Source organism: Alcanivorax sp. 1008 (genome assembly GCF_020667895.1).
Taxonomy (GTDB): domain Bacteria; phylum Pseudomonadota; class Gammaproteobacteria; order Pseudomonadales; family Alcanivoracaceae; genus PGZG01.
Genome location: NZ_JAFMPS010000005.1, coordinates 129,522 through 150,381 on the forward strand (window position 1 = coordinate 129,522; position 20,860 = coordinate 150,381).

General features: G+C 56.7%; 32 protein-coding genes. 23 read left to right on the plus strand and 9 right to left on the minus strand.

What is annotated here, in order from left to right; all coding sequences use genetic code 11:
• The first annotated feature begins 83 nt into the window (after positions 1-83).
• The 7 genes from topA (at position 84) to J1C54_RS08370 (ending at position 6,300) form a co-directional block, all read left to right on the plus strand.
• A complete protein-coding gene (gene topA / locus J1C54_RS08340; RefSeq protein WP_229146340.1) occupies positions 84-2,426 on the plus strand; it encodes a type I DNA topoisomerase in 2,343 nt (780 codons plus the stop codon).
• Complete coding sequence (locus J1C54_RS08345) at positions 2,416-2,694, plus strand: hypothetical protein (protein WP_229146341.1); 279 nt, start codon at positions 2,416-2,418, stop codon at positions 2,692-2,694. Before topA ends, J1C54_RS08345 begins: the two co-directional genes overlap by 11 nt.
• Entirely contained in the window at positions 2,684-3,211 is a 528-nt protein-coding gene (locus J1C54_RS08350) for a hypothetical protein (RefSeq protein ID WP_229146342.1), read from the plus strand. Before J1C54_RS08345 ends, J1C54_RS08350 begins: the two co-directional genes overlap by 11 nt.
• 104 nt (positions 3,212-3,315) lie before the next feature.
• The gene (locus tag J1C54_RS08355; RefSeq protein ID WP_229146343.1) at positions 3,316-3,948 is read left to right on the plus strand and encodes a hypothetical protein; all 633 of its coding nucleotides are present in this window, start codon (positions 3,316-3,318) and stop codon (positions 3,946-3,948) included.
• Between the two features lie 121 nt (positions 3,949-4,069).
• Entirely contained in the window at positions 4,070-4,663 is a 594-nt protein-coding gene (gene abiEi, locus J1C54_RS08360; protein ID WP_229146344.1) for a type IV toxin-antitoxin system AbiEi family antitoxin, read from the plus strand.
• A 36-nt stretch (positions 4,664-4,699) separates the two neighbouring features.
• Positions 4,700-5,632 (plus strand): nucleotidyl transferase AbiEii/AbiGii toxin family protein, encoded by a 933-nt coding sequence (locus J1C54_RS08365; protein ID WP_229146345.1) that lies wholly within the window; start codon positions 4,700-4,702, stop codon positions 5,630-5,632.
• A gap of 41 nt (positions 5,633-5,673) precedes the next feature.
• Positions 5,674-6,300, plus strand: a complete 627-nt coding sequence (locus J1C54_RS08370) for a hypothetical protein (protein ID WP_229146346.1) — start codon at positions 5,674-5,676, stop codon at positions 6,298-6,300.
• A 130-nt stretch (positions 6,301-6,430) separates the two neighbouring features.
• On the opposite strand, the gene J1C54_RS08375 is transcribed toward J1C54_RS08370, so the two are convergent.
• Genes J1C54_RS08375 through J1C54_RS08395 form a run of 6 tightly spaced genes read right to left on the minus strand, consistent with a single transcriptional unit; the run spans position 6,431 to position 8,199 of the window.
• On the minus strand, positions 6,431-6,742 hold the full coding sequence (locus J1C54_RS08375; RefSeq protein WP_229146347.1) for a hypothetical protein: 312 nt from the start codon (positions 6,740-6,742) through the stop codon (positions 6,431-6,433).
• Positions 6,743-6,800: 58 nt separating this feature from the next.
• The gene (locus J1C54_RS16725) at positions 6,801-7,055 is read right to left on the minus strand and encodes a S24 family peptidase (RefSeq protein ID WP_370635627.1); all 255 of its coding nucleotides are present in this window, start codon (positions 7,053-7,055) and stop codon (positions 6,801-6,803) included.
• A complete protein-coding gene (locus J1C54_RS08380) occupies positions 7,052-7,258 on the minus strand; it encodes a hypothetical protein (protein ID WP_229146348.1) in 207 nt (68 codons plus the stop codon). Before J1C54_RS08380 ends, J1C54_RS16725 begins: the two co-directional genes overlap by 4 nt.
• Complete coding sequence (locus J1C54_RS08385) at positions 7,249-7,539, minus strand: hypothetical protein (protein WP_229146349.1); 291 nt, start codon at positions 7,537-7,539, stop codon at positions 7,249-7,251. Before J1C54_RS08385 ends, J1C54_RS08380 begins: the two co-directional genes overlap by 10 nt.
• A complete protein-coding gene (locus tag J1C54_RS08390; protein ID WP_229146350.1) occupies positions 7,536-7,859 on the minus strand; it encodes a hypothetical protein in 324 nt (107 codons plus the stop codon). The genes J1C54_RS08385 and J1C54_RS08390 overlap by 4 nt, the downstream gene beginning before the upstream one ends.
• Entirely contained in the window at positions 7,852-8,199 is a 348-nt protein-coding gene (locus tag J1C54_RS08395) for a hypothetical protein (RefSeq protein WP_229146351.1), read from the minus strand. Before J1C54_RS08395 ends, J1C54_RS08390 begins: the two co-directional genes overlap by 8 nt.
• Before the next feature lie 82 nt (positions 8,200-8,281).
• Between J1C54_RS08395 and J1C54_RS08400 the strand changes: the two genes are divergently transcribed.
• The 6 genes from J1C54_RS08400 to J1C54_RS08425 are packed head-to-tail and all read left to right on the plus strand — an operon-like array spanning position 8,282 to position 12,162.
• Positions 8,282-9,142 (plus strand): hypothetical protein, encoded by an 861-nt coding sequence (locus J1C54_RS08400; RefSeq protein ID WP_229146352.1) that lies wholly within the window; start codon positions 8,282-8,284, stop codon positions 9,140-9,142.
• Between the two features lie 8 nt (positions 9,143-9,150).
• Positions 9,151-10,005 carry a DUF4942 domain-containing protein gene (locus J1C54_RS08405; protein ID WP_229146353.1) on the plus strand — a complete coding sequence of 285 codons (855 nt, stop codon included), beginning with the start codon at positions 9,151-9,153 and terminating at the stop codon, positions 10,003-10,005.
• 51 nt (positions 10,006-10,056) lie between these two features.
• A complete protein-coding gene (locus J1C54_RS08410) occupies positions 10,057-10,632 on the plus strand; it encodes a hypothetical protein (protein ID WP_229146354.1) in 576 nt (191 codons plus the stop codon).
• Positions 10,629-11,054, plus strand: a complete 426-nt coding sequence (locus J1C54_RS08415; RefSeq protein WP_229146355.1) for a hypothetical protein — start codon at positions 10,629-10,631, stop codon at positions 11,052-11,054. The genes J1C54_RS08410 and J1C54_RS08415 overlap by 4 nt, the downstream gene beginning before the upstream one ends.
• Positions 11,051-11,263, plus strand: a complete 213-nt coding sequence (locus J1C54_RS08420; RefSeq protein ID WP_229146356.1) for a hypothetical protein — start codon at positions 11,051-11,053, stop codon at positions 11,261-11,263. The genes J1C54_RS08415 and J1C54_RS08420 overlap by 4 nt, the downstream gene beginning before the upstream one ends.
• Positions 11,260-12,162, plus strand: coding sequence for a 3'-5' exonuclease (locus tag J1C54_RS08425; protein ID WP_229146357.1), 903 nt, complete (start codon positions 11,260-11,262; stop codon positions 12,160-12,162). Before J1C54_RS08420 ends, J1C54_RS08425 begins: the two co-directional genes overlap by 4 nt.
• Positions 12,163-12,356: 194 nt before the next feature.
• Here J1C54_RS08425 and J1C54_RS08430 read toward each other — a convergent pair whose 3' ends face one another.
• Both J1C54_RS08430 and J1C54_RS08435 read right to left on the minus strand, forming a co-directional pair.
• Positions 12,357-13,427, minus strand: a complete 1,071-nt coding sequence (locus J1C54_RS08430; RefSeq protein WP_229146358.1) for a CsgG/HfaB family protein — start codon at positions 13,425-13,427, stop codon at positions 12,357-12,359.
• 131 nt (positions 13,428-13,558) lie between these two features.
• Positions 13,559-13,912, minus strand: a complete 354-nt coding sequence (locus tag J1C54_RS08435; RefSeq protein ID WP_229146359.1) for a hypothetical protein — start codon at positions 13,910-13,912, stop codon at positions 13,559-13,561.
• Between the two features lie 78 nt (positions 13,913-13,990).
• Between J1C54_RS08435 and J1C54_RS16730 the strand changes: the two genes are divergently transcribed.
• The 3 genes from J1C54_RS16730 to J1C54_RS08445 are packed head-to-tail and all read left to right on the plus strand — an operon-like array spanning position 13,991 to position 15,085.
• The gene (locus J1C54_RS16730; RefSeq protein WP_370635631.1) at positions 13,991-14,239 is read left to right on the plus strand and encodes a nicotinamide mononucleotide transporter; all 249 of its coding nucleotides are present in this window, start codon (positions 13,991-13,993) and stop codon (positions 14,237-14,239) included.
• Positions 14,220-14,633 (plus strand): hypothetical protein, encoded by a 414-nt coding sequence (locus J1C54_RS08440; protein WP_229146360.1) that lies wholly within the window; start codon positions 14,220-14,222, stop codon positions 14,631-14,633. The genes J1C54_RS16730 and J1C54_RS08440 overlap by 20 nt, the downstream gene beginning before the upstream one ends.
• A gap of 26 nt (positions 14,634-14,659) precedes the next feature.
• Positions 14,660-15,085 carry a hypothetical protein gene (locus J1C54_RS08445; protein WP_229146361.1) on the plus strand — a complete coding sequence of 142 codons (426 nt, stop codon included), beginning with the start codon at positions 14,660-14,662 and terminating at the stop codon, positions 15,083-15,085.
• A 25-nt stretch (positions 15,086-15,110) separates the two neighbouring features.
• Here the strand turns inward: J1C54_RS08445 and J1C54_RS08450 are convergent, their stop codons facing one another.
• Positions 15,111-15,338: a hypothetical protein gene (locus J1C54_RS08450; RefSeq protein WP_229146362.1), complete on the minus strand. Its 228-nt coding sequence runs from the start codon at positions 15,336-15,338 to the stop codon at positions 15,111-15,113.
• An 89-nt stretch (positions 15,339-15,427) separates the two neighbouring features.
• On the opposite strand from J1C54_RS08450, the gene J1C54_RS08455 reads away from it, so the two are divergent.
• Genes J1C54_RS08455 through J1C54_RS08485 form a run of 7 tightly spaced genes read left to right on the plus strand, consistent with a single transcriptional unit; the run spans position 15,428 to position 20,860 of the window.
• Positions 15,428-16,759: a ribonucleotide-diphosphate reductase subunit beta gene (locus tag J1C54_RS08455; RefSeq protein WP_229146363.1), complete on the plus strand. Its 1,332-nt coding sequence runs from the start codon at positions 15,428-15,430 to the stop codon at positions 16,757-16,759.
• A 42-nt stretch (positions 16,760-16,801) separates the two neighbouring features.
• Entirely contained in the window at positions 16,802-17,566 is a 765-nt protein-coding gene (locus J1C54_RS08460) for a hypothetical protein (RefSeq protein WP_229146364.1), read from the plus strand.
• Complete coding sequence (locus J1C54_RS08465; RefSeq protein ID WP_229146365.1) at positions 17,563-18,009, plus strand: hypothetical protein; 447 nt, start codon at positions 17,563-17,565, stop codon at positions 18,007-18,009. Before J1C54_RS08460 ends, J1C54_RS08465 begins: the two co-directional genes overlap by 4 nt.
• Positions 18,006-18,710 (plus strand): hypothetical protein, encoded by a 705-nt coding sequence (locus J1C54_RS08470; RefSeq protein ID WP_229146366.1) that lies wholly within the window; start codon positions 18,006-18,008, stop codon positions 18,708-18,710. The genes J1C54_RS08465 and J1C54_RS08470 overlap by 4 nt, the downstream gene beginning before the upstream one ends.
• Positions 18,707-19,432 carry a hypothetical protein gene (locus J1C54_RS08475; protein WP_229146367.1) on the plus strand — a complete coding sequence of 242 codons (726 nt, stop codon included), beginning with the start codon at positions 18,707-18,709 and terminating at the stop codon, positions 19,430-19,432. Before J1C54_RS08470 ends, J1C54_RS08475 begins: the two co-directional genes overlap by 4 nt.
• Positions 19,422-20,210: a hypothetical protein gene (locus J1C54_RS08480; protein ID WP_229146368.1), complete on the plus strand. Its 789-nt coding sequence runs from the start codon at positions 19,422-19,424 to the stop codon at positions 20,208-20,210. The genes J1C54_RS08475 and J1C54_RS08480 overlap by 11 nt, the downstream gene beginning before the upstream one ends.
• On the plus strand, positions 20,207-20,860 hold the full coding sequence (locus tag J1C54_RS08485) for a hypothetical protein (protein ID WP_229146369.1): 654 nt from the start codon (positions 20,207-20,209) through the stop codon (positions 20,858-20,860). The genes J1C54_RS08480 and J1C54_RS08485 overlap by 4 nt, the downstream gene beginning before the upstream one ends.

Below are 20,860 nucleotides of genomic sequence, written 5' to 3' on the forward strand. Positions count from 1 at the left end.
GTATATCTTGTATCATATACTATCCATGGAAGGACTTGTAGAAATACGTCCTGACGGAAGACCCATCTCCAGGCCAGAGAAACATGAAGCTATTGATCGTCGAATCTCCCAACAAAGCGAAGCATATCGCCCATTTTATTGGGCCAGACTGGAAGGTCATGGCGAGCTTTGGGCATATCCGCGACCTGCCGCGGAAGGAGCTCGGCGTTGATCTGGGCAACCTGCGACCAAGATACGAGATCATTGACCGGGCAAGGGACGCGGTAAGGAAGCTCCAAGCCGCCGCAAAAGGGGCGAGCGAAGTCTATTTGGCCACCGACCCAGACAGGGAGGGCGAGGCTATTGCCTGGCATCTGGCCAGTGCCCTGAAAATACAGCGTCCTCGGCGGGTCACGTATAACGAGGTTACCGAAAAGGCGGTAAAGGCAGCCCTGGCAGATCCGCGAGAAATCGACATGGACATGGTGCGAGCCCAGGAGACCCGGCGGATACTCGATCGGCTAGTGGGTTACCTGGTAAGCCCGGTCATGAGCCAGGTTACCGGCGCGTTCGGCCTGTCTGCTGGCCGCGTGCAAAGCGTTGCTGTGAGGCTGGTTGCCCAGAGAGAGAGGGATATCAACAGCTTTGTATCCGAGGCGTACTACATCGTTCGGGCCACCTTTGTTACTTCGGTTCAGGGCAAGGACTACACCTGGCACGCAGACTGGGATCCCTCCTCCCTTCTCCAGCCTGGCACTAAGCACTGGACAGATCGTGCCGTTGCAGCCCAGGTCGCCACCTGTCGCAAGTTCCAGATCAGAGGCATCGATAAGGGCGAGTCCCTCAGGCACCCGCCAAAGCCTTTCACTACATCAACACTGCAACAAGCGGCGAGCGCATCACTGCAGCTTAGCCCGAAGGACACTATGCAGCTTGCTCAGAACCTGTTCGAGCGAGGCCTTATTACCTATCACCGCACTGACAGCCCGACGCTAAGCGACGAGGCAATGGAAGGTGCCAGAGCCTGGCTGCGGGGCAACGGGATGGAGATGTACCTGCCGGCCAAGCCTGTGCTCTACAAGGCGAAGGGCAACGCCCAGGAGGCGCATGAGGCCATTCGCCCGGCTGATATCAGCCGTCGTGAGGCCGGTACCGGCGATGCTCGAGCCGATGCCCTGTATGAGATGATTTGGTCCAGAACCGTTGCGAGCCAAATGCTTCCAGCACGCTTCGACACCGTGAAAGTGAATATGGTGGCCAATCAAACGATGCGCGGGGCCCCGATACCCTTTGTGGCCAAGGGCCGGACAATGACATTCCCCGGGTGGACAGCCCTTACCGCGGATGATGCAGCTGATGCGGCCGAAGATAAAGAAGAGGAAAAGGATCAGTTAATCCCGCCGCTGGAAGATCGATCAATACACCAGTCGGCAGCCACCCAGGTCATCGACAAAAAGACCAAGCCTCCCTCGCGATACACCGAGGCGTCTCTCATCAAAGAGTTGGAAAGGCACGGAATCGGCCGACCGGCAACGTATGCCGCGATCATGGAGAACATCAAGGGACGCAACTACATCTCGGTCAAAAAACGCAAGGTCCACTGCGAGCCTCTCGGCAGCGCCATTGTTGATCTTCTCGCCGGCACCTTCAGATTTATGGAGGTGCCATTTACGGCTCAGATGGAGGAGCGCCTCGACGCAATCGCCGGGGGAAAGGACACCTACCAGGCAACTGTGGGCTCTCTCTTGCAAGGCTTGAACCTGGAGATCGAAGCCCTGCGAGCAAAGCGGGTCAATGCGAGAGACTTTGGGGTTGTCGAGACGAAAGAGTCCTGCCCTAAGTGCCAATCCAAAATTGTTCGCAGGCAGAGCAAGAAAAATAAGCGGTACTTTTGGTCATGCATGAATGAAAAGTGCAACACAATTTACGCGGACGAAGATGGATCGCCCCTGCTGGCCCAGTACAGCCAGCCTCCTCAAAAATGCCCCTCGTGCCAGAAAGGCACATTAAACTTGTATCCCGGGCGCAATGGCGGCCCTCGCGCCTGGATCTGCAGTGAAAAGCTAACCTGTGGCGCAAAGTTTGACGACGCTGGCGGAAAGCCAAACGAGAAGTCAGAAAAAAAGACCATCATCACAGAACACCAGTGCCCATCATGCAAAAAAGGCATGCTTGTGCAGCGCAGCGGCGCCAACGGCAAATTCTTCTCATGCAATGGTTATCCTAAGTGCAAGACGACCATGAACGAGCTTGACGGCCAGCCGGACCTGGCGGCCTGGGCGAGAGAGCAGCAGCTTCCCGCCTGCCCAAAGTGCAAGAAGGGGAAGATGCGCGAGCGCAAAGGAGTCAAAGGGACGTTCTACGGGTGCTCGAATTATCCGAAGTGCAAGCACACTGTAGAGGATCTTAAAGAACTTGTGATGCAGGATGTGATTCGTGATGCCTGAAGCCGCGAAGAAAGAATCCATCGCCCAGCGCTACGAGAAGTTGCTCGAAGAGCACATTGCTGTATCGCAGCGGCTAAGCACTATATCTAGTGAGTTTTCGGAGTACATAGGCCATGCGACGCACATCCAGTCGTCATTGATTGCAAGAATGCAAAGCATGGATGTTGTAATCGACACGCTGAAGAAAATTGCTATCGACGCGCTGGGCCAGAAAGAGGTGATCAGGCGCCTCATGATTGCCCAAGAGGACATTGAGCGTGGACTCTGACGAGCAGCTGAGAGACATCATGCCGCCATACCGGGATGGCGTCACAGCGGGGTACATCGCCTACCTTGGTTTTGGTGATGCGGAAGGCCCCAAGATGACAGCCCACTTTCTTCACTCCGCCAGCACCGGTGACTGCATTGGGTTTGTACACATGATATCCCCGGATCCGGAAGACTCTGAGCAGTTCAAGACTCAGGTCTATCCGGTTACGTACAGCAAGGCGAGCGTAGGAGCGCGTCGAATAGCAGGCATCATCCGCCAGCTCAAAGAAGGTTTCTGGATGTCAGAGGCCGTGCAGTGGATGATGCTCCCGGTGGCTGGAGTAAAGACCTGTTATGGGACTGCTCTGGGAGAGTACTGCGCGACGATTGACAAGCAGTCGGCCGCCAGCATGCGTGCATTCGTGTCGTTCTTTGCTGATCGGAACGGGCTAATTATCAATCCATATCCGGAGAAGACGACACCGGCTACCCCCGATGTTATCGCCCCCCCCGCCGGCCCGGGCGGGACAGGGTAATACGGGCTACCCCCGCTGCCGTCCGGGTCAAAGTGGTTGGGCCACCCCCACAGAGAGGGTCATCCCCAGGCGAGCGGACACCACTACCGACAGGAGCCACCCGCATGAGTGCACGCACCAAACTCGTTGTGCTGAATGAACACACCCTTGGGTACATAACCCCGGGGCTTCCAACTGTTGTGCAGGCCCTGCATGCGAGCGTGTTACGTGGGGCGACCAATATAGAAGCTGGGGCAATCACCGTGATTGGGCCGAGCGACAGCGTGCGTTTGGCCTGCCCCGAGGATTTTGATGAGTACCGGGTTGTATTTGAGGGGTACGGAAATCCTGATGAGTACGAGTACGACGAGACCGGCACCCCTCCCGCCGGCCAAGGTATCTCAAGGATAAAGGGATTTGACCGCTTCAAGCTCGATGGCGAGCAGTTCGAATGGAGCGATAAAGACGGACAATACCTGTCGGCAACCGGCCGCAGGCTGGTGGACTCGGACATTTCCGTTTTTCTGCTTAACGGTGAGCCCATCATGGTAGCGGACCCGAAGACAGCCAGGACCATCTACAAAAACCTGGCCGCCGGCAATGACTCACCGGAGGATCGCGCAGAACTCCTGGGAAGCGCAGGCTCGCTGCTCGGCGTCGATCACTGGGAGGGCGAGCTTACCCTTGCCCACGCCGGCGGATCGGAGACCGCGATGCTGGCGGACCCTAGCGAGGAACCGTCCCCTCGCAACGGGTGATCGCAGCCGCTTATTAAGTTGAATAAAAAACCCCTTATAAGGGGTATAAAATTCGAGATATTGACAAAACAAAGATTAAGCATGATTCTATACCCCATATCAGGGGTACAGGATGCCACTTATGGACGCCAATGCAGCCATCGCCCGACTGCGCGAGTGGGACAATCAGGGGAAGTACGTCTTCTCGGTCGGCCTACTGCGCCAGATCTTTCACGACGATTCCGACAAGGCCTTCAACAAGGGATTGGCCAGGCTGGTTGCTGGCGGGCTTTTGCAGCGGGCCTGCCGCGGCGTCTATATCAACCCCCACGCCCGATCATTCGACGGTTACGCAATTGAGCATATTGCGATTGCCCTGCGCCCACGGGAATACAACTACGTGAGCCTGGACTCGGCACTGAGCGAATACGGGGCCCTGTCCCAGATCCCTACCGGGACGCTGACGGTGGTGACCACCGGTGTAAAAGGCAGGATCAAGACGTCTGCGGGGATCATCGAATTCACCCACTCCGAGCGTCCCCGCGCTGAGGTAATTCAGAGCATCATTCGTATCCCCAAACGGCCGCTGCGTGTCGCCACGGAGAAGACTGCCTGGCGCGACCTGCTGCGGGTGCGTGGCAGGGATCGTGCGGAAGAACTTGGTGTTGTGCCGTCCTGGTCAGAATCCGGGCTCGATGCTGGCGGCAAAGCCGGCGGCGGCGCGCGGAACAATTAACACGATGGTCGCGCCGGCGCGACCAAGGAGAGACCAATGCCCCCTACTGCTGTAAATCGCATTGATTTTGATGAGATCGTGAATCTGGCTATGCAAGAGCCCGGGCGAGCACACATGCGCCCAGTCATTGAGAAAGAGCTGATTCACTATGACATGCTGCATGCGCTGTCGGATGAGGGCCTGCTGGACTCGCTGACGTTCCAGGGCGGTACCGCCCTGAGGTTGATGTACGGTGGCTCCCGATTCAGCGAGGATCTGGACTTTGCTGGCGGTGAGGACTTTGATGGCGGGTCGCTGGAGCGTATCCGGGAGTGCCTGATGGATTACGTGGGCCGCCGGTACGACCTCCAGACGGAGGTGAAAACGCCAAAGGCGGCGGCCTTGGACAAAGCGAACCAGGGCGTCATGGTCAGCAAGTGGCAGCTGAGCGTGCAGACCGCCCCTGGCCGGCCAGACATCCCGACACAGAAGATCAAGCTGGAGGTTGCAAACATTCCGGCATACTCCCGCAATCCCCTCCCCTTGAAACTGAATTACCCGTGGCTGCCTGATGGCTACTCCCAAACGCTGGTCATGACCGAGTCAGCAGATGAAATCCTGACGGACAAGCTGGTGTCGTTACCAAGCTGCAGCTATATCCGGTACCGGGATATTTGGGACATTGCCTGGCTTACTCAGGCGCCCCGCTCGGCTGAGTGCGATGCGGAGATGCTTGCCAGCAAGATTGCCGACTACTCGGTTGATGGCTACGAGCAGAGGGTGAAAGACATTGTTCAGCGCCTGCCTGACATCGTTCGCGGCACTGCCTGTCTGGACGCCCTGCGCCGATTCCTTCCCATGGATGTCCAGGAGCGCACGCTGGACCAGCAAAAATTCCTGACTTATCTCGAGAGCACCGTGGCCAGCACGCTGCGCGGGGCCGTAAGATCGCTGCATGCCGATGACCCCGCGCCGGAATTCAGGATGTAATCAGGGGTGCCGCTATACTGCCGGCACGCACAGGAGCCCCCATGGATACTGATATCGACCTCAAACCGTACCGCCTGGCTCTCGAGGGCCTGCTGGTCACCGGCACCACCGCCAAGATCACCGGGCTGCTGGCCAAGGCCGCCGCAGATATCCGCGACAGCGAGACCCGGGACGACATTATCGCCGCCATCAAAATCGCCGAAGAGGAAGGCCGTTTCAATAAAAACTTCACCCTGCGCGATTCATACCAGGGGGAGATCAAGGAGCTGCAGCGCCACGTCCGGGCTGTACTGGACGACTACACCCCCTGGGAACAGATCGCTCGCTACAACAGGTGGGGGCCGGAGTCATCCACCGCGCTGTGCGAGAGCATCAGCAACGCATACGGCCGGGGCCGGGTCGCGATCAATGCCGCTCCCGCCAGCAACCCGCACGACAAGAGCCATGCTTTCTGGGTGGTGTGGGACAGCGAAAAGGGCCCAGCTGGTCGGACAATAAGCTGGATCAGCGAGGGGGGAAGAGGTGAGATCACAGAGCAAGAGGACATCGCCGCCTTCGACTGCCCCACATTCTTCTTCCGTCTCGCCCCCACCGCCAAAAACGACAGCTGGCGCGCCCAGTGCAGATCGGAATTCAGCACAGACTTTGACCCTTTCGCGTGCCTATAAACCTATCCGGCCGGCCCTGGCGCGGCGTGGCGGAGTTAATGTGTCGCATCCACAGCGCTGCAGGCCGATGACCCTGCGCCGGGATTCAGGATGTACTCGTGCCGCCAGGCGCAAGCGAGAGCCAGCGTGATTAATGGGTCAAATTGGGAGTGCCGGGTTGACCGGCCTTCGCGGCCGGATCTGTTATCTCAATCGCGACCGAAAGCAGCAACATATTCATATCGGTCTTGGAAGCATAATCTGGCATTAGAGAGATCGAAAACGCCGCCTCTACAGGGTCGACGTTGTGTGTTGATGCATATTCCTGCAATACGGCTCCAAACTCTTTAACGACAGCGGGCCATTCTGCGCCATACGATGCGCGAAACTTATCGCGGATCGTGAACAGGACCTTTGTAACATCGCGTAGTTTTTCATCTGAAGGCATGGACCCTTTGGACATTGTGGATTCCCTTAAGATTGTCGCGGATTGACTGATAATGAGAAAACTGCTCAAACCTTCAGCGCCGGCCCCTGTAGGCCCCTATGACAGGACCACAGATTTTGGTGTGAGCACAAAGCCGGACAACTCTCGACGGCCACGAACTATTAAGCGCAACAAGGAAAACCCCTTCGGGAGTAACCTGCATTCTCCTGAACGTAGTGGTGCCATCCGGGAAAACAACGACCACATCTGATTGGTTGCGAAATGGAGAAAGAGGGTCAACGAAGATGACCTCGCCGTCTATGTAGCCACCGCCTGAATCGGCAGTCATGCTGTCCCCCGCCTCTCGTGTTCTGCCAAGACCTTTCGGCCCAGCTCAGTAATCTCAATCCCGCACAGCAGCCCTCTGCGCTGCAATGACGAAAGCGTACCGGTCGCGCCACCGTGAGCAGACCGCCCGTGAATGCCTGCATACAGGTCGGCACCGGCTGCCGCCTTGGCAAGCATCGCAAACTGGGTGGCGCTCAGGCGCATGACAGGCCTCCTTCCGCCTCGACCAGCTCAACGGCGACCGCCAGCAGCACCATGCGCGCCACTGGATCACCGGCAAGCTGGGGGAGTCTTGCGGCATTGATGGCGGCGGCCATGACATTCCCGTCATGGTGGGCTGCCAGGCCACGAAGCGTTTCGCCGTGCTTTTCCACCATGGCCGTCCATCTCTCGCCATGAAGGGAGCGCATGCTTTCCAGGACGGAATAAAGCGTGGCGGCGGTACGAATCATTTCTGCATCGTGGGAAAGCGAAGAGTGCGTCATGGCCGAAACTCCGGGACCATTTCATCATCTGCAGGTCGCGGGAAAAGATGCTCAAGGCATTCGGCAGGCACGGCCATCCAGGTGCTGCCCATGGCGCCCTCGATATCGGCCTTGAATTCCTGTAGCGCCGGGTCAAGGAACACGATCTTGAGTTGGCTGTCGAGCCTACCGACCAGTTCCCACTCGAGCTGGTAACGGTGCGCAAGGTCCGCGGGGCGCTGACCCTTCCGCATTGGGTAAGGCATGGCGTACACATTGCAGAATAGGCCGCCAGGCGCGATGTATACCGTACCGGTCGCCTGCTGCTTGTCGTTATTCATGCTCCCTCCTCGCGGCCTGGGTCATGGCCGTATACCGATGGTCATTCTCAGGAGACCAGAACCCCTGCCCGGTTGCCTCTTCGTAAACCTGTCTCATGCTCGTCAGCTGAGCATTGCGGGAGTCTTCACCGCAAAGACCGAAGCCGTGATTGAGGCGCATGGCCATAGATGCCAGCAGCCCGGCCGGCGGATCTTTGGGCAAAAGAACCAAGCCAGACAACGCATCCCGCAGGCCCCGTGCAGCCTCGGGAGGGAGCTCATCGATCAACCTGAAAACCTCCGCTGTCAGGCCTTGGCCGACGCAGATACTGGTGGATGAGCTTGCGGTGTCACCGGTCATTCGCTGTTCCTTATGTCCCGTATATATGGTATCTTACGGGATATATAATAGGCTCCGCAATAGATGCAGAGGCATACTGAATATGAGCAAGGATGAAAATCATCGACACGCGCTAGGGCAGTACTTCACCCCCTCCTGGGCCGCCAAGGCGCTGGTCGCGCGCCACTTCCCTGCACTGGGTTCGGACGATATTGCGATCGACCCGTGTGCGGGCGACGGCCGATTTTTAATGGGCATCCCGTCGCACGTCGGTGCATTTGGAGTCGAGATTGACCCGGAGCTTGCCCAGATGGCCCGAGCAAATACCGCCCGCACGATTATTACCGGAGACTTTCTTACCGCGGCGCTTCCGGCTCGCCCAACCGCCGTTATTGGGAACCCCCCATTCGAGTCCGACCTGATCGATGCCATTCTGGACCGGTGTTACGAGCTGCTGGACTACGACAGCAAGATCGGCTTGATCCTCCCGGTCTATATGTTCCAAACCTCCAGGCGAGTCAGGCGGTATTCGGAGCGATTCAGCCTACATCAGGAGATGATTCCTCGTGACCTGTTCCCGGGGATCAAGACGCCGGTAATGTTCGCGTCCTTTGTCAAAGAGCGGAAAACGTTTATGTCCGGTCTGTTTTTGTATGCCGAGGCCGCCTCTGTGAAAGATATGGCTCGGGAGTACGCATCCCTTGTTTGCGGACTGAATGCCCCGGCCAATACCTGGCGAGCTGTTATCCACCGGGCTCTGACATCTCTGGGTGGAGAGGGGACGCTTCAGGAAATCTATGGCCTGGTCGAGAACCACCGCCCCTCGGAGACCATGTGGTGGAAGGAGCAGATCAGAAAGGTTATCCGCCAGAGCTTTGTATGCTCAGGGCCCGGCAAGTACCGTTTGCCGGAAGAAGATAGCTTCGAGCCAGAAGAAGACAATTCCATGAGGATGACTGCATAGGTGCGACCATGAGCGATGAAATTGTAAGACGAATAGGCCTGGATGAAATATTGGCCAACCGCCAAGCTATTATGGAGAAAATTGAGCAGGCGGTAACGGCGATCCGTGAGGCCAACGAAATCTACAAGCAGACATCGGGAAAGGATCACAGCTCATTTTTTGGTGTGTCGGATAATGCCATCCGAGGCATGTTGCGCTTTAACGAAAGCGAGAGGTTTCTGGAAGAGTCGAGAAATGCGGTCGATTCCGCGCTCTGGGAGATGCTGTTGCGTGTATCGGGCATTCAAGAACTGATGAATGCATCGATGCTGGCGGACTTCAGGGAGCAGCTGAAGAAGGACGCCCCGGTACCCACCCGAGAGCTTGTCGTCGACACATTCGCGAGCCTGCACAAGAATCGTAAAGAGACCTTCAAGGAAGGCGTAGTAGGCGTATTTGAGGGCCTGGAAAGGCGATTCAAGCGCCATGACCCCTACCAGTTCAGCGACCTGCTGATCTTCGACGGAGCCCTGTCACCGCATGGCTATGCATCATACGACAAGTCAGAGGATGAAATTGCCGACCTGGAGCGCATCATCCACGTGATGCGAGGGAATGACCCCGTCCAAGATCGCCGGGACTTCTTCGGATCTGCCATCGGCCTAGCCAGGCGTCAGGGCGAGTCGTTTGTTGAGAACAATGAGTTTGAAGCCCGACTATTTAAGAATGGAAATCTTCATCTGAAGATCAAGGATAAAGCAATTATCGCGTCACTGAACCAGATTCTGGCGAGCCACTATGGAGCCGCGATTCCAGAGGACACCCGTAGAACCCGAGCCAGTCGCGGGCCTGCGACCGAACCATCACCATCGATGACCATGTAGCAGCGAGCATTGCAGCCGCATATCATCATGGGCCTATTGAGAGAGGTGCTCATGAGAACCAACAAAGTACAGATTCTGGCCCTGGCAATCCTGATACTGGTGGGGCCTACAGCGGCCGCAGATGAGCCTGCAGAAGATCAAGTTGAGCAGGTGGAGGATGTCACACAACAAGATGACGGATCTGACAATCCCGCAGAGGCCCAAGAGCCGGCAACCAAGGTTGATCCGCCCTCCCCGCCCCAGATTAAAAGATTGGAAGCCCGTGAGTTCACACCGATTGATCTGGTGTGCGCGCTAGGCCGTGTATATATGGCAAGTTCTGGATCGCCGGTAGCCCCTGTCTGGGATGCTGGCGGACTCCCGCTAAAGTGTGCGGATATGCCGGCCGACATGCGGTACCTGAACGACCGTGGAATTTCGACGTCCGCCAGCATTATTGCCGAAATGCCTTCCCAAACAGGAAAGACGTACGCCGCGTGTGTCCTTGGCCGGGTCTACTTCGCGCCGACCAAAAAGCTGGCGACCATGGCAACAGCCTGGGACCTTCAAGGGCGCCCATTGCGCTGCACGGACTGGGATGGGCTCATTGAGCATCTCGACAGATTTTCAGAGGAGCACCAACAATGAAAGTCTGGACAGTAAACGGAGGTGAAGACTACAGCATGGCTGCCCCGAACTTCACAGTCGCAGCGGCCGCGGCGCTTCTAATCGGTGAGGGTGGCGTGACTTGTAAGAACGGATCTGACTTTATGCCCTTTTTGACCTGGGGCCTTCGCGACGCCTGGACCCGAAAGCAATTCGGGAAAGGTATTGATGAATTCTTGTCAGACGTCAAAAAGAATAGCCCGGAGATGCTTGCCGAGGCCCTTGAAAGCATATTGCCAGGCTCTCCAGAGCAGCGAGACGCGATGATTAAGATGGCGGGCTCCGGGGATCCAGAGACCATAGCATCCCGCTTAGACTCGATTACGGCCAAATCAATTATCCTTGATACGAACTATCGCCAAGTCGCCCGTCGATGCGCCGCATCCCTGAGGAGCGCTCCGTGAACAAGGTGACCTACTCCCTCCACGTTGCTGACCCCGAGAGCCGCAAGCCCGGGCAGCTGATATGCAGAACCGTGAGCCGCCGCAAGCTCCTTAAAGCGATGGTCTTATGGCCGGATCTGGGAAGAGAGCTCGAAAAGGTGGTCGTCCTGATGTCGAGCGGCGATTCAAAAACAGGAAGCGAGTTAATTAAGTGGGTGAACGATCTGTGAGCGAGGAAACGACCAACACCGCAAATCCAGACCAGCTTTCCAGAGCGGCTGTGAACCCAAACGACTACAGGCTCCTTCAGCGAATACCATTCACGAAACAGGGCTTTGTCCTGCCATGCCGCCTGGCCGCCCAGCAAGGCGATGAAATAAAAGTTGTTATTTTGGACCTTGAGACCACATCCCTGGACACTGCTACAGCGAAAGTCATCGAGATTGGCATGGTCGCTGTAGCGTACTCGCCCACGCTGGGCGCTGTTACGCAGATACTTGGGAAGTTTGGGGGGCTGGAAGACCCGGGCGAGCCGTTGCAAGAGGAAGTGATAAGAGCCACCGGCATCACCGACGATTTGGTCGCAGGGATGCTCATCGATGAAACCGGCGCAGCCCAGTTTAGCGAGGATGCGGAACTAATTGTAGCCCACAATGCTTCCTTCGATAGACCTATAAGTTCACGTAGATTCCCGTTTCTAAATCGCCATCGCTGGGCGTGCTCGGTGAAAGACGTTCCGTGGAGAACGCTGGGATACGAGTCAGCAAAGCTCGATTACCTTGCGTATAAGATGGGGGCGTTTTACGACGCGCACCGTGCCACGACGGATTGTTTTGCAGTTGCCTGGATTCTTGATCACGTCGATATCGCATGGCGAGTGCTCATCGATAACGCTATGCAGTCCAGTTACATCATCCGAGCGATCGGCGCACCTTTTGAAGTTAAAGATATACTAAAGGCGAATGGATACAGGTGGGATGACGGGGAGCGCAGCGGTAAGAAACACTGGTGGAAAAGTGTGTCAGGAGAAGCGCTAGAGAAAGAGAAAGAGTGGCTCTTCCAGCTGGCCCCGAGGGTTCGGGGATCCTGCCAAATTGAAGAGCTAACAGCGAGGGAACGCTATTTATAGCGGGGGATAGGTGTGGATACCGAGCGATGCTGGCGGCCAGGTGGCCGCCATATCATGGTCCTTCCGCCAGCGGCGCGCTGCTCAGCAAACCATGCATCATCCGTATCAAAGACCGTAAAACGTTCTGGCGCGTCAGTGCCGTGCCAAAACGAGATGGGGTGCCGTCGTGAAGCGTTATCCGTGACATCCTTCAATCACCACGCGATGGGGGCTGAAGATGATCCAGGAGTGGCTCGAACCTCGCTATGGCTCACCAGGTGATTAAAGCCCGCTCTATACACAACGTCCTGACCTGCAGCGTCTTCGCCTGTCATCGAGCGTACCAAAGCAGCAGTCACAGCCGGCAACATCTGGTAAACGTGCTCCTGTGGCTCGCTGGGGAAGTCTTTGGCGACGACCTGACGGATGCGGGCTCTCTCCGACTGAGTAGGAATGTGATCGTAGCGAGTCGTCGAGATGATCTCACCGGTGGCGACTTCGATCAGGCGATACATAAGGGTGATTCGCGGCTTAAAGGCCATAAATGCGCCGCCGTAAGCAATATCCCGAAGCTCTACCACTGAAGCCCTCTCGATCTGACCAACAAGAAGAACGTCGGCGCCAAGAGCGCGGGCCCGCTTCAGTTGCTCGCGAGGGTCCAGCGAGCCTGTAGAAATCCCGGTCTCCCGGTCTACGGCAGACACATAATCACGATCCAGCACCCGGTAATGTGAACCAGCGATGACCGCCTCGATAAGATCCGACTGTAGCCGCTCGGCAACGCTGGCAAGCGGGAAAGACGTTCCATCCTGATCAACAATAATGGCCGTATCAGCGTGCAAGAAGGGCTCAATGACAAGTGTTGGGGCGGATGCGGGCTTTTCGCTGACACGCTTGTACTGCATCGCTTCGGCGGTAATGATCGCTTTCCAGACTCTCTCGTCGACACGATCAAGCTGATCAATGCGATAGGACTGAACTCCGCCGGCCGCAGGCACCTGAGGCTCGGGAACGGATGTGCTATACCCCACTACAAGAGAACCCGCAGAGCTGGCTTGAGCTACCCACTCTACAATTGGACGACGCGCCAAAGGATCAAGCGTGACCGATGCACCCCCGCTTTGGCGAACAGCCTCGACCAGGGCGTTGCTGACTGCCATATCTGGAGTATTCCCGAAGCCGGTTACCGTAAGGGTTGTGGTGTCTCCCCGTGCATGTGCCAGGGTGCCAAGCAAAGCAACTGCCAGTGCTGCTGCTAGTCGTACAATAAGCCTATGAAGTTTCATAACGATCTCCTTGAAGCATCTGTGAAGATTATACCGAGCGCCCGCTATCGGTCACTACGGTTAAGAGTCGGTCCAGGCACTCGACAATCACCCGGGTCATTTCTGGCGTTCGGTCCATGCTCGAATCCTCCTTACGGGTTGGCGGAATTGGGGGCTGTTTGGTCAAGACTCTGAGACGGGTCTGGAATACAGGGGATTGGGGTGGCTGGCGCGAACCTGACAACATCAACATCGCTCTCAATCGCCCGGCCAAAAACTCGCTCCATGCTATAGGTCGGCCCCGCCCGTAAAATGGCGGAGAGCGCGGCCCGGCGGGCGCCTCGGGTCTCGGGAAGAACAACGGAATACTCAATGCCATCGCCGCCAGCCAAGACGCTGCCATCTTCTTCGGACTCACTTGCCAGCACGAGCCGATCAAGAAACGAAAGGTCTTCGCTCTCAAGAAGAGCTGCATCTAAGGTTGCTGTGCGAAGGTGTCGGTCCATGGTTGTTGTTCCGCAATATCTCGTATAATATCCTTTATACGGGATTTTATGAGAAGAGGCAAGACAATGATTATGGAGATGACCCTCCAGCATGTGGAGGCAGTAGGAGTGGTCATAGCGATCATCGGCGCCCTTTTAACGGCCAACCGACGCCCCGTTATTGGGTACCCGGTGATGGCGCTATCATGCGTTGTCTTGGCCGCGCTGTTCATCGAAACCGGCCAGGTCTATCTACTTACCATGCAGCTAACATTCCTTGCTATTAACTTGAACGGGACGTGGGCGTGGTCACGACAGGCGAAAGAGAATGAAAGAAAGTCGGTCTAGGAACTACCTGCAGGGCCACGACGCGATTGCGATGGCCCTGGCGCTTGAAGAGCTTACCTCACTGCCAATCGGCGAAGTCCGGGTAGCCGGGACTAAGCCGAGGGTGCTCCATATCGCCGCGATGGTTGGTCGCGCCTGTTTTCTGGACGCCAGAGGGATGCAGTCACTGAGCGCGTCCGGCATAGACGGATGGGATCCCGCCGAAGAATATCTCGAAATGACCCCTATCTCCCGGGCGCGGCTTGAGGAGGTGAAGGCGTCTGTCGGGCCTGATCAGCTGAGGGCTGCCAAGCGTTACGCCAAATCAAGCCCTGCGATTAGGGCTGCAATTACAGAGGCAGAACGGTTTATCACATCGGCCCAGGGTTCTCTGCCACTCCCGGTCTCGCCGTAGCGGCGAATACCATTCTAGGAGCTCCCATGCTTGAAACGACGACGCCGGAAAACGCTCTGGACGAGCTTCAATCCCGCCAGACCGACAGGATTGACCCAGCTGCCCATCGAGATATCGCCCTGATGGGCATAATCAGGTCAGCTCTGGTCGAGCTCAGGGCGATGAGAGAGATGATGGGACCCACTCCCGAAACCACGACAGAGGTTGGCCGTCTCGGCGACATGGGTCCCCGTACCAGCCTTAGGGTCGGATTTGATGACGATCGCGACGTATATGTAGCTGTATGCGATGAAAGTGGCATGGCTGGCGTTGAATTCTGCACATTGGGCACTGGTGGCGGGAAGTCCCCCGAGACCCGGCGCGCGCTAATAGCTCTAATGGCTGCGATCGAAAGAGACAACAAGGCCGATGCGAGTCGAGATTGGCATGCGCGCAGAGAAGCCGGGGGATAGAGAGGCCGTGCAAGTATCTGGCCCGCTATCGGAACGTTGCATCATGCAGGTCGACCAGGTCGTATTTTCTGGCATACCACTCCGCGACATCAGATGGGGAGCCTCCTTGGACCAGGGCCATAGAGAGGCTTTGGCGCATCTCTGCGTCCGTGAGGCCAAAGTCTTCTAGTGTCATCCCATACCGATCCTGCACCACCGCTGCGAAGTCCGCTACAGCTGCATCCACATCCGACTTTTTGAGCTGGCTATTCATATATACCTCAGTATGATGTACTTTATACGGGACTCCGGCCAGTTTAGGCGGTCATAGAGACATCGACAACTACTTGTTAGGTGGCAATCATGAGCGGACTCGTTTCCTGGGATGATATGTACGATGACGACGATCAACCCTCCAGTCAGAATGAATCAGACAAGCAAGCCATAGCCCAGACTATTCAGGCCGTGGCCGCCCAGGAAACAGCGCCGACCAGTGGGAACGCTCCCGCCGTCGATTTTCCTGCGATCGATGATGACCTGAAAACATCTTCGAGTACGCCATCCGATCAACAGCGAGAGGAGGCCCAAGTCACACCCGAAAATCCCGCAGTCCAGCGAGCTCGGGCAGCCATTCTTGCAATGGATACTTCCGACGGGGAGGCAGAGTTGGAAGGCGCCGCCGGCCGTGTCCGGGTAGACGAGAAGCGCATGATCAATTGCCGCGCTGACCTGAACCAGCTGGTGCCGTTCAAGTACGACTGGGCCTGGCAGAAATACCTGGATGGCTGTGCCAACCATTGGATGCCGCAGGAAGTGAACATGAATGCGGACATCGCCCTGTGGAAAAATCCGGAAGGACTGACCGAAGATGAGCGTCGCATCGTAAAGCGTTCGCTTGGCTTCTTCTCCACCGCGGATTCACTGGTCGCCAACAATCTGGTGCTGGCGGTATACCGGCTGATCACCAACCCGGAGTGCCGTCAGTACATTCTGCGTCAGTCATTTGAAGAAGCGATTCACACCCACGCCTATCAGTACTGCATCGAATCGCTGGGCATGGATGAGGGCGAAATCTTCAATATGTACCGAGAGCTACCCGCAGTGGCCAGAAAAGCCCAGTGGGGCATTCAGTACACCCGTGAGCTGTCCGACCCGGAATTCAAAACCGGCACGGTAGAAACCGACAAGGCATTGCTGGAAAACCTGATTGCATTTTACTGCGTACTGGAAGGCATCTTCTTCTATTGCGGCTTCACCCAGATCCTGTCCATGGGTCGCCGCAACAAGATGACCGGTGTGGCTGAGCAATTCCAGTACATCCTGCGTGACGAGTCCATGCATGTGAACTTCGGCGTCGATGTGATCAACCAGATCAAAATCGAGAATCCACACCTGTGGGACGCCCAGATGCGCGACAAGGCCACCCAGATGATTCTGGAAGGCACAGAGCTGGAGATTCAGTACGCCCGCGACACCATGCCGCGCGGAGTATTGGGCATGAACGCCAGCATGATGGAAGAGTACTTGCAGTTCATTGCCAATCGTCGTCTGACCCAGATCGGCCTGCCGGAACAATTCAAAGGTATCAGCAACCCGTTCCCGTGGATGAGCGAAATCATGGATCTTCGCAAGGAGAAAAACTTCTTCGAGACCCGGGTCACTGAGTACCAGACTGGCGGCGCCTTGGGCTGGTGATCGGGCCGAAATTGCGGCCTCGGTAGAGCGAGATATTGGCACATGAGCATCGACAGAAAGATCGTCATCTACGTCAGCGTCAAAGAGCGCCATGTGCCAATGGTGCTGGAGGCCGTTGAGGTGATCCGCGGCCTTAAAAAGTACGAAGAGGAAACTCTGGAAGACCCGTTCTGCGACACCCTCGATGAGGTGGAATTGGCCGCTAGGCAGAAATACCTATCCGTTCAATGTTCGTCAAAGCAGGTCCATCAGATTCTGAGTAGCGCACTGGATGATTGCTCTGTGTGCTACTGGAGCTGCAACCATATCAACGCCGGCCAGGCTTTAGATGGAGTTGTGCAAGTCGAAGTCACGGCGGAGAGCGATATCGACTCAATTTGGGAGCGCCTTGCTGGAGAGCTGGCAAGAGCGGATTGGAGCGGCGTCCCCTCAACGCTAAGCTACGCGAATATCGACGAGGTACCGGAGGGGTACTCGGAAGTCATCACCAAAGATGCCACGGTTATCTTTAATTCTGAATCCATGGCTGATAGATACATCGATCTGATTGAACGGCGATCGGAACTCACGGCGCCGGCTCCGTCAGTGGCCGGCCTTCTACAGGAAATTGACGCCCTCCCGGCACATGACAAGGCCGCCAGGCTTACAGAGGCGCTGTCGGCGCTCGCCTTGCTGGTTGGCGACGATGCCACGCAGGCGGTGTTCGCCGCCAGGTTCGGCGTTCCTTTCGCCCATGATGCAACGCAGAGCGCGAATCATGCCGGTGAGCCCGCCACCGATTCTACTATGGCGATGCCGCAGCCATGAGCGAGTTGAGCCCGATTGATATCATCGCCGCCACGCTCGCCCGGGAGGGCGGCTGGACCACCGAGGTCATCAAAACCGTGAATGCCCTGGTCGCCCGCCACGCAGCCCCCACCCAGGAGATTCCACCTCCTCTGCTGGCCGTGACGGTCAAGGGCGGCGTTGTACAGCGCGTTTTTGCAAACCATCCTGCTATCGATGGGATCAATGTTGCTGTGTTCACCATGGACCCCAATCGGTCGCTGTACGAGCCAGAGGATCTGGTGCGGCTGGAGGGAGAAATCGATGGCGCGCCGGTGACCGCGCCGGTTGCGGTCGCCCTCATGCAGGCTGAGGAATCGACGGCAGACTTTCTGTCGGCCGCGGAGAGCCGGGCATTCCAGTGGGGGGATCTGCCGCCCTGGATAGATGCCGAGCTAGTTCCCAGCGAGGATCCGGGCCCATGACGAACACCATCAGAATGCCAGCGACACCCTCTTTTGCCATGCAGGCAAAGAGTGCCTTCTACCTTCTAAAGAATGTGATTGATGTTCTGCAGAGCGGCAACGCTGCCCGCCCTTACCTCAAGTCGCAGGAGGAGCTTCGCGCATTAGTGAGGTCGAAGGCGAAGTCGAAGGCGGAGGCAATCATCGTCGAGGCGGCTCTTCGTCATCCCATTCGGGGTTCAACAATGGGGATCCGTGCATCATTGAACCATGAGCAGACTGTGATCATATCCACTACTGATGACGATCCCGAATCTACTGCAATCCTTTTTGCCAGGGCGTTGCTCTCACGAAACCCCTCAGGGAAGACCGCCGTAATGAACTTCAAAAAGGTCATTGATGGCCACCTGTACTGCAGGGTGGTCTATGAAGGCGGTGTCGTCGATTACTACCCCGAAGAGATGGCAGATGCCGACCGAGAGGTAATGGAGGCCATGTCCATGCGGCAACTGCAGGAGATGGCACGCAACGCACTGGCGGAAACGGGTATCACAGCAGACGAAAACGCCCTCGCATTTCTCCGGCCGTCCCAGATCGTTGAATTGGTTCGGGTGATAGCCCCTCAGGCTGTACCCGGAAGGTTTCAATTCCCAAAAGCCGAAAACTCGACACCATTAGAAATTGATGCTGGGCCAAGCCCCAGCATGGAGAGAGCAAAATGACCGAGTCTGCGATGATGCGGATCCGACCAAACAAAGTGGCATGGGCGGGCAACTTTATCGACGCCCTGGAGAACGCGGCAACGCTTGCGGTGGCCATTTCGGATCCGTATGGCACTTCCATGAGAAATGCAAAAATTGCTGATATCGCAGCCAAAACCTCACCGGACCGACAAACCGCTGAGGCGGTTAGAAACGTTCTGCAGCGCGTGAATGTCGACGACTATCGGCACGGGAGTTGGAACGTTCAAGCTGATACCAGCAAGGTCATATTCGAGGCTGACGAGAATGGCTGCCCGGAGCTTGTCGCAGGCGCGCTACAAGTCTTGCTGACCGAAGCGAGCGACGAACCATTCGTGTGTATGAGGGACTGCCCGGCGGGAGGAGACACAGCGATATACGCGGCCATGATTACCCGTGACGGCATCGACTGGTACGACGTTGATGGCGCAGTCGACGCACACATTATGGCTCTGCGTGACAACAGCATTGAGAAAGACCCCGCAAAATATGTCGAAGCCCTGCTCGAAGGCGCAGCCCAGTACGGGAATGATGAAACGTCCGTGCTGCGCGAGGTTATCCAGACGCTTGTCGATGCGATGCCTGTATATGCGCGCTTCAACGCCAGCATGGGTATGCCAGACCGAATCAAGGACGTCGTCAGCGCGGACGACAAATCCGCGCAGGAAGAGAACTGCTTCGAGGTGCCACGCAATGAGTTATGATCTTGAGGCGAACATCCCTATCCAGAATCCTGCCACCATTGCCTTTGCGGACACCCTCTGGGCGACTATCAGGGAAACGCTTGAGAATACAGATTTAATCATGTCTCAGAATGAGGGCAGGGACAAAAACCAGGAGAGATACAGAAGGCTCCTGGACGCCAGCAAAACTGTCGCGCCTACCAAGTATGTCGCCGAAGCCGCCGCGCGTGTATTCGACGCTTACGTCCAAACGGCAGACAGCGGCCACTATTGGCTGAGAACGCAGTTCTGGCAGACGGATACGCTTTCGGCCGAACCCCTCACGCTAACCAATACAAACAACATCTCGTTCACCGCCGAGGACTGCGAATCCATTGCTATTATGGCCGCGTTTACAAGAGAGATTCTGCGGCATGAGAACAGCGATGACGCTGCGATCATGTGGCAGCAATGTGGATGTGAAACATCTGGCGAAGCAACGGTTTTCTATATCGTGGCCACTCGGGACGATATCGTATGGAGAGAAGCCTCCATGGAAGCGCAGGTCACGATGGAATCTCTACGCAAGGCAGCGAAGTTGCCTGGTGTGGGAACGGCTACCGAGCGCGCCAGACAAGCGGTCCATGATGCGTTTGTCGCGCGGGCCGGTGTAGCGCTGCCTGCTGAGGCAGAGGACGCCATGGCCGCCATGATTGAAGCATTTTCTCCGGAGCAGCTCGTAGATGTTTACGAAAAGCTATCCGCCAATGCGCCCGACGATTCACCGAGAGATAGCGATCTTCAGGGGGTAAGACCATGACGGCCCGCGCAACAGTAAAGCTCAGGCCAGGCAAAGAAGGTCTGGCGAAAAGGATCATCGCGCTTATGGCCGAGAGCACCGGCCAAATGAGCGGCCTTGAATCTGCTGAGGATATCGCCGCCACCGTTCGCGAAGTGGCGGAAACGAAAGCAGACGCAGAAATCGTGACCAACATACTGCAGGGCGCAGATTCCGCTCTTGTCGAGTCCCACGAAATCAAGGTAGATGACAGTGGCCGCGTAAATCTGAAATCGGAGAGCCTGGACGAGACTGTCATTCACGGGTTTATGGCGTGGCTAATAAGAGACGCAGCCGATCAGGATGTAATCTCGGTATGGGAGGGCCATGAAAATCAATCCGGCGCCAGAATCCACCTCATTGCGAGAGAAGGCATTACCGTTTATGACTTGGACCTCATGCGCCAAGCCCATCTTGCAGGCCGCGAGCGGATCGGCTCAAAGATTGAAAGCCCGGAGATAGTCGCGGATATATTGATCGCCAGTGCGGCCGAAGAAGCAGATGAGGCGGAGGCCCTGCGCCGCGTCATTCGGACGATTAGCCAGGCTTCTACTCCTGCTGTTCGTGCGGGAATGATTGAAGCCGCTTGTGGAGATATGCAGCCTGAGCACCAGCCAGGCATGAAGGTGTAA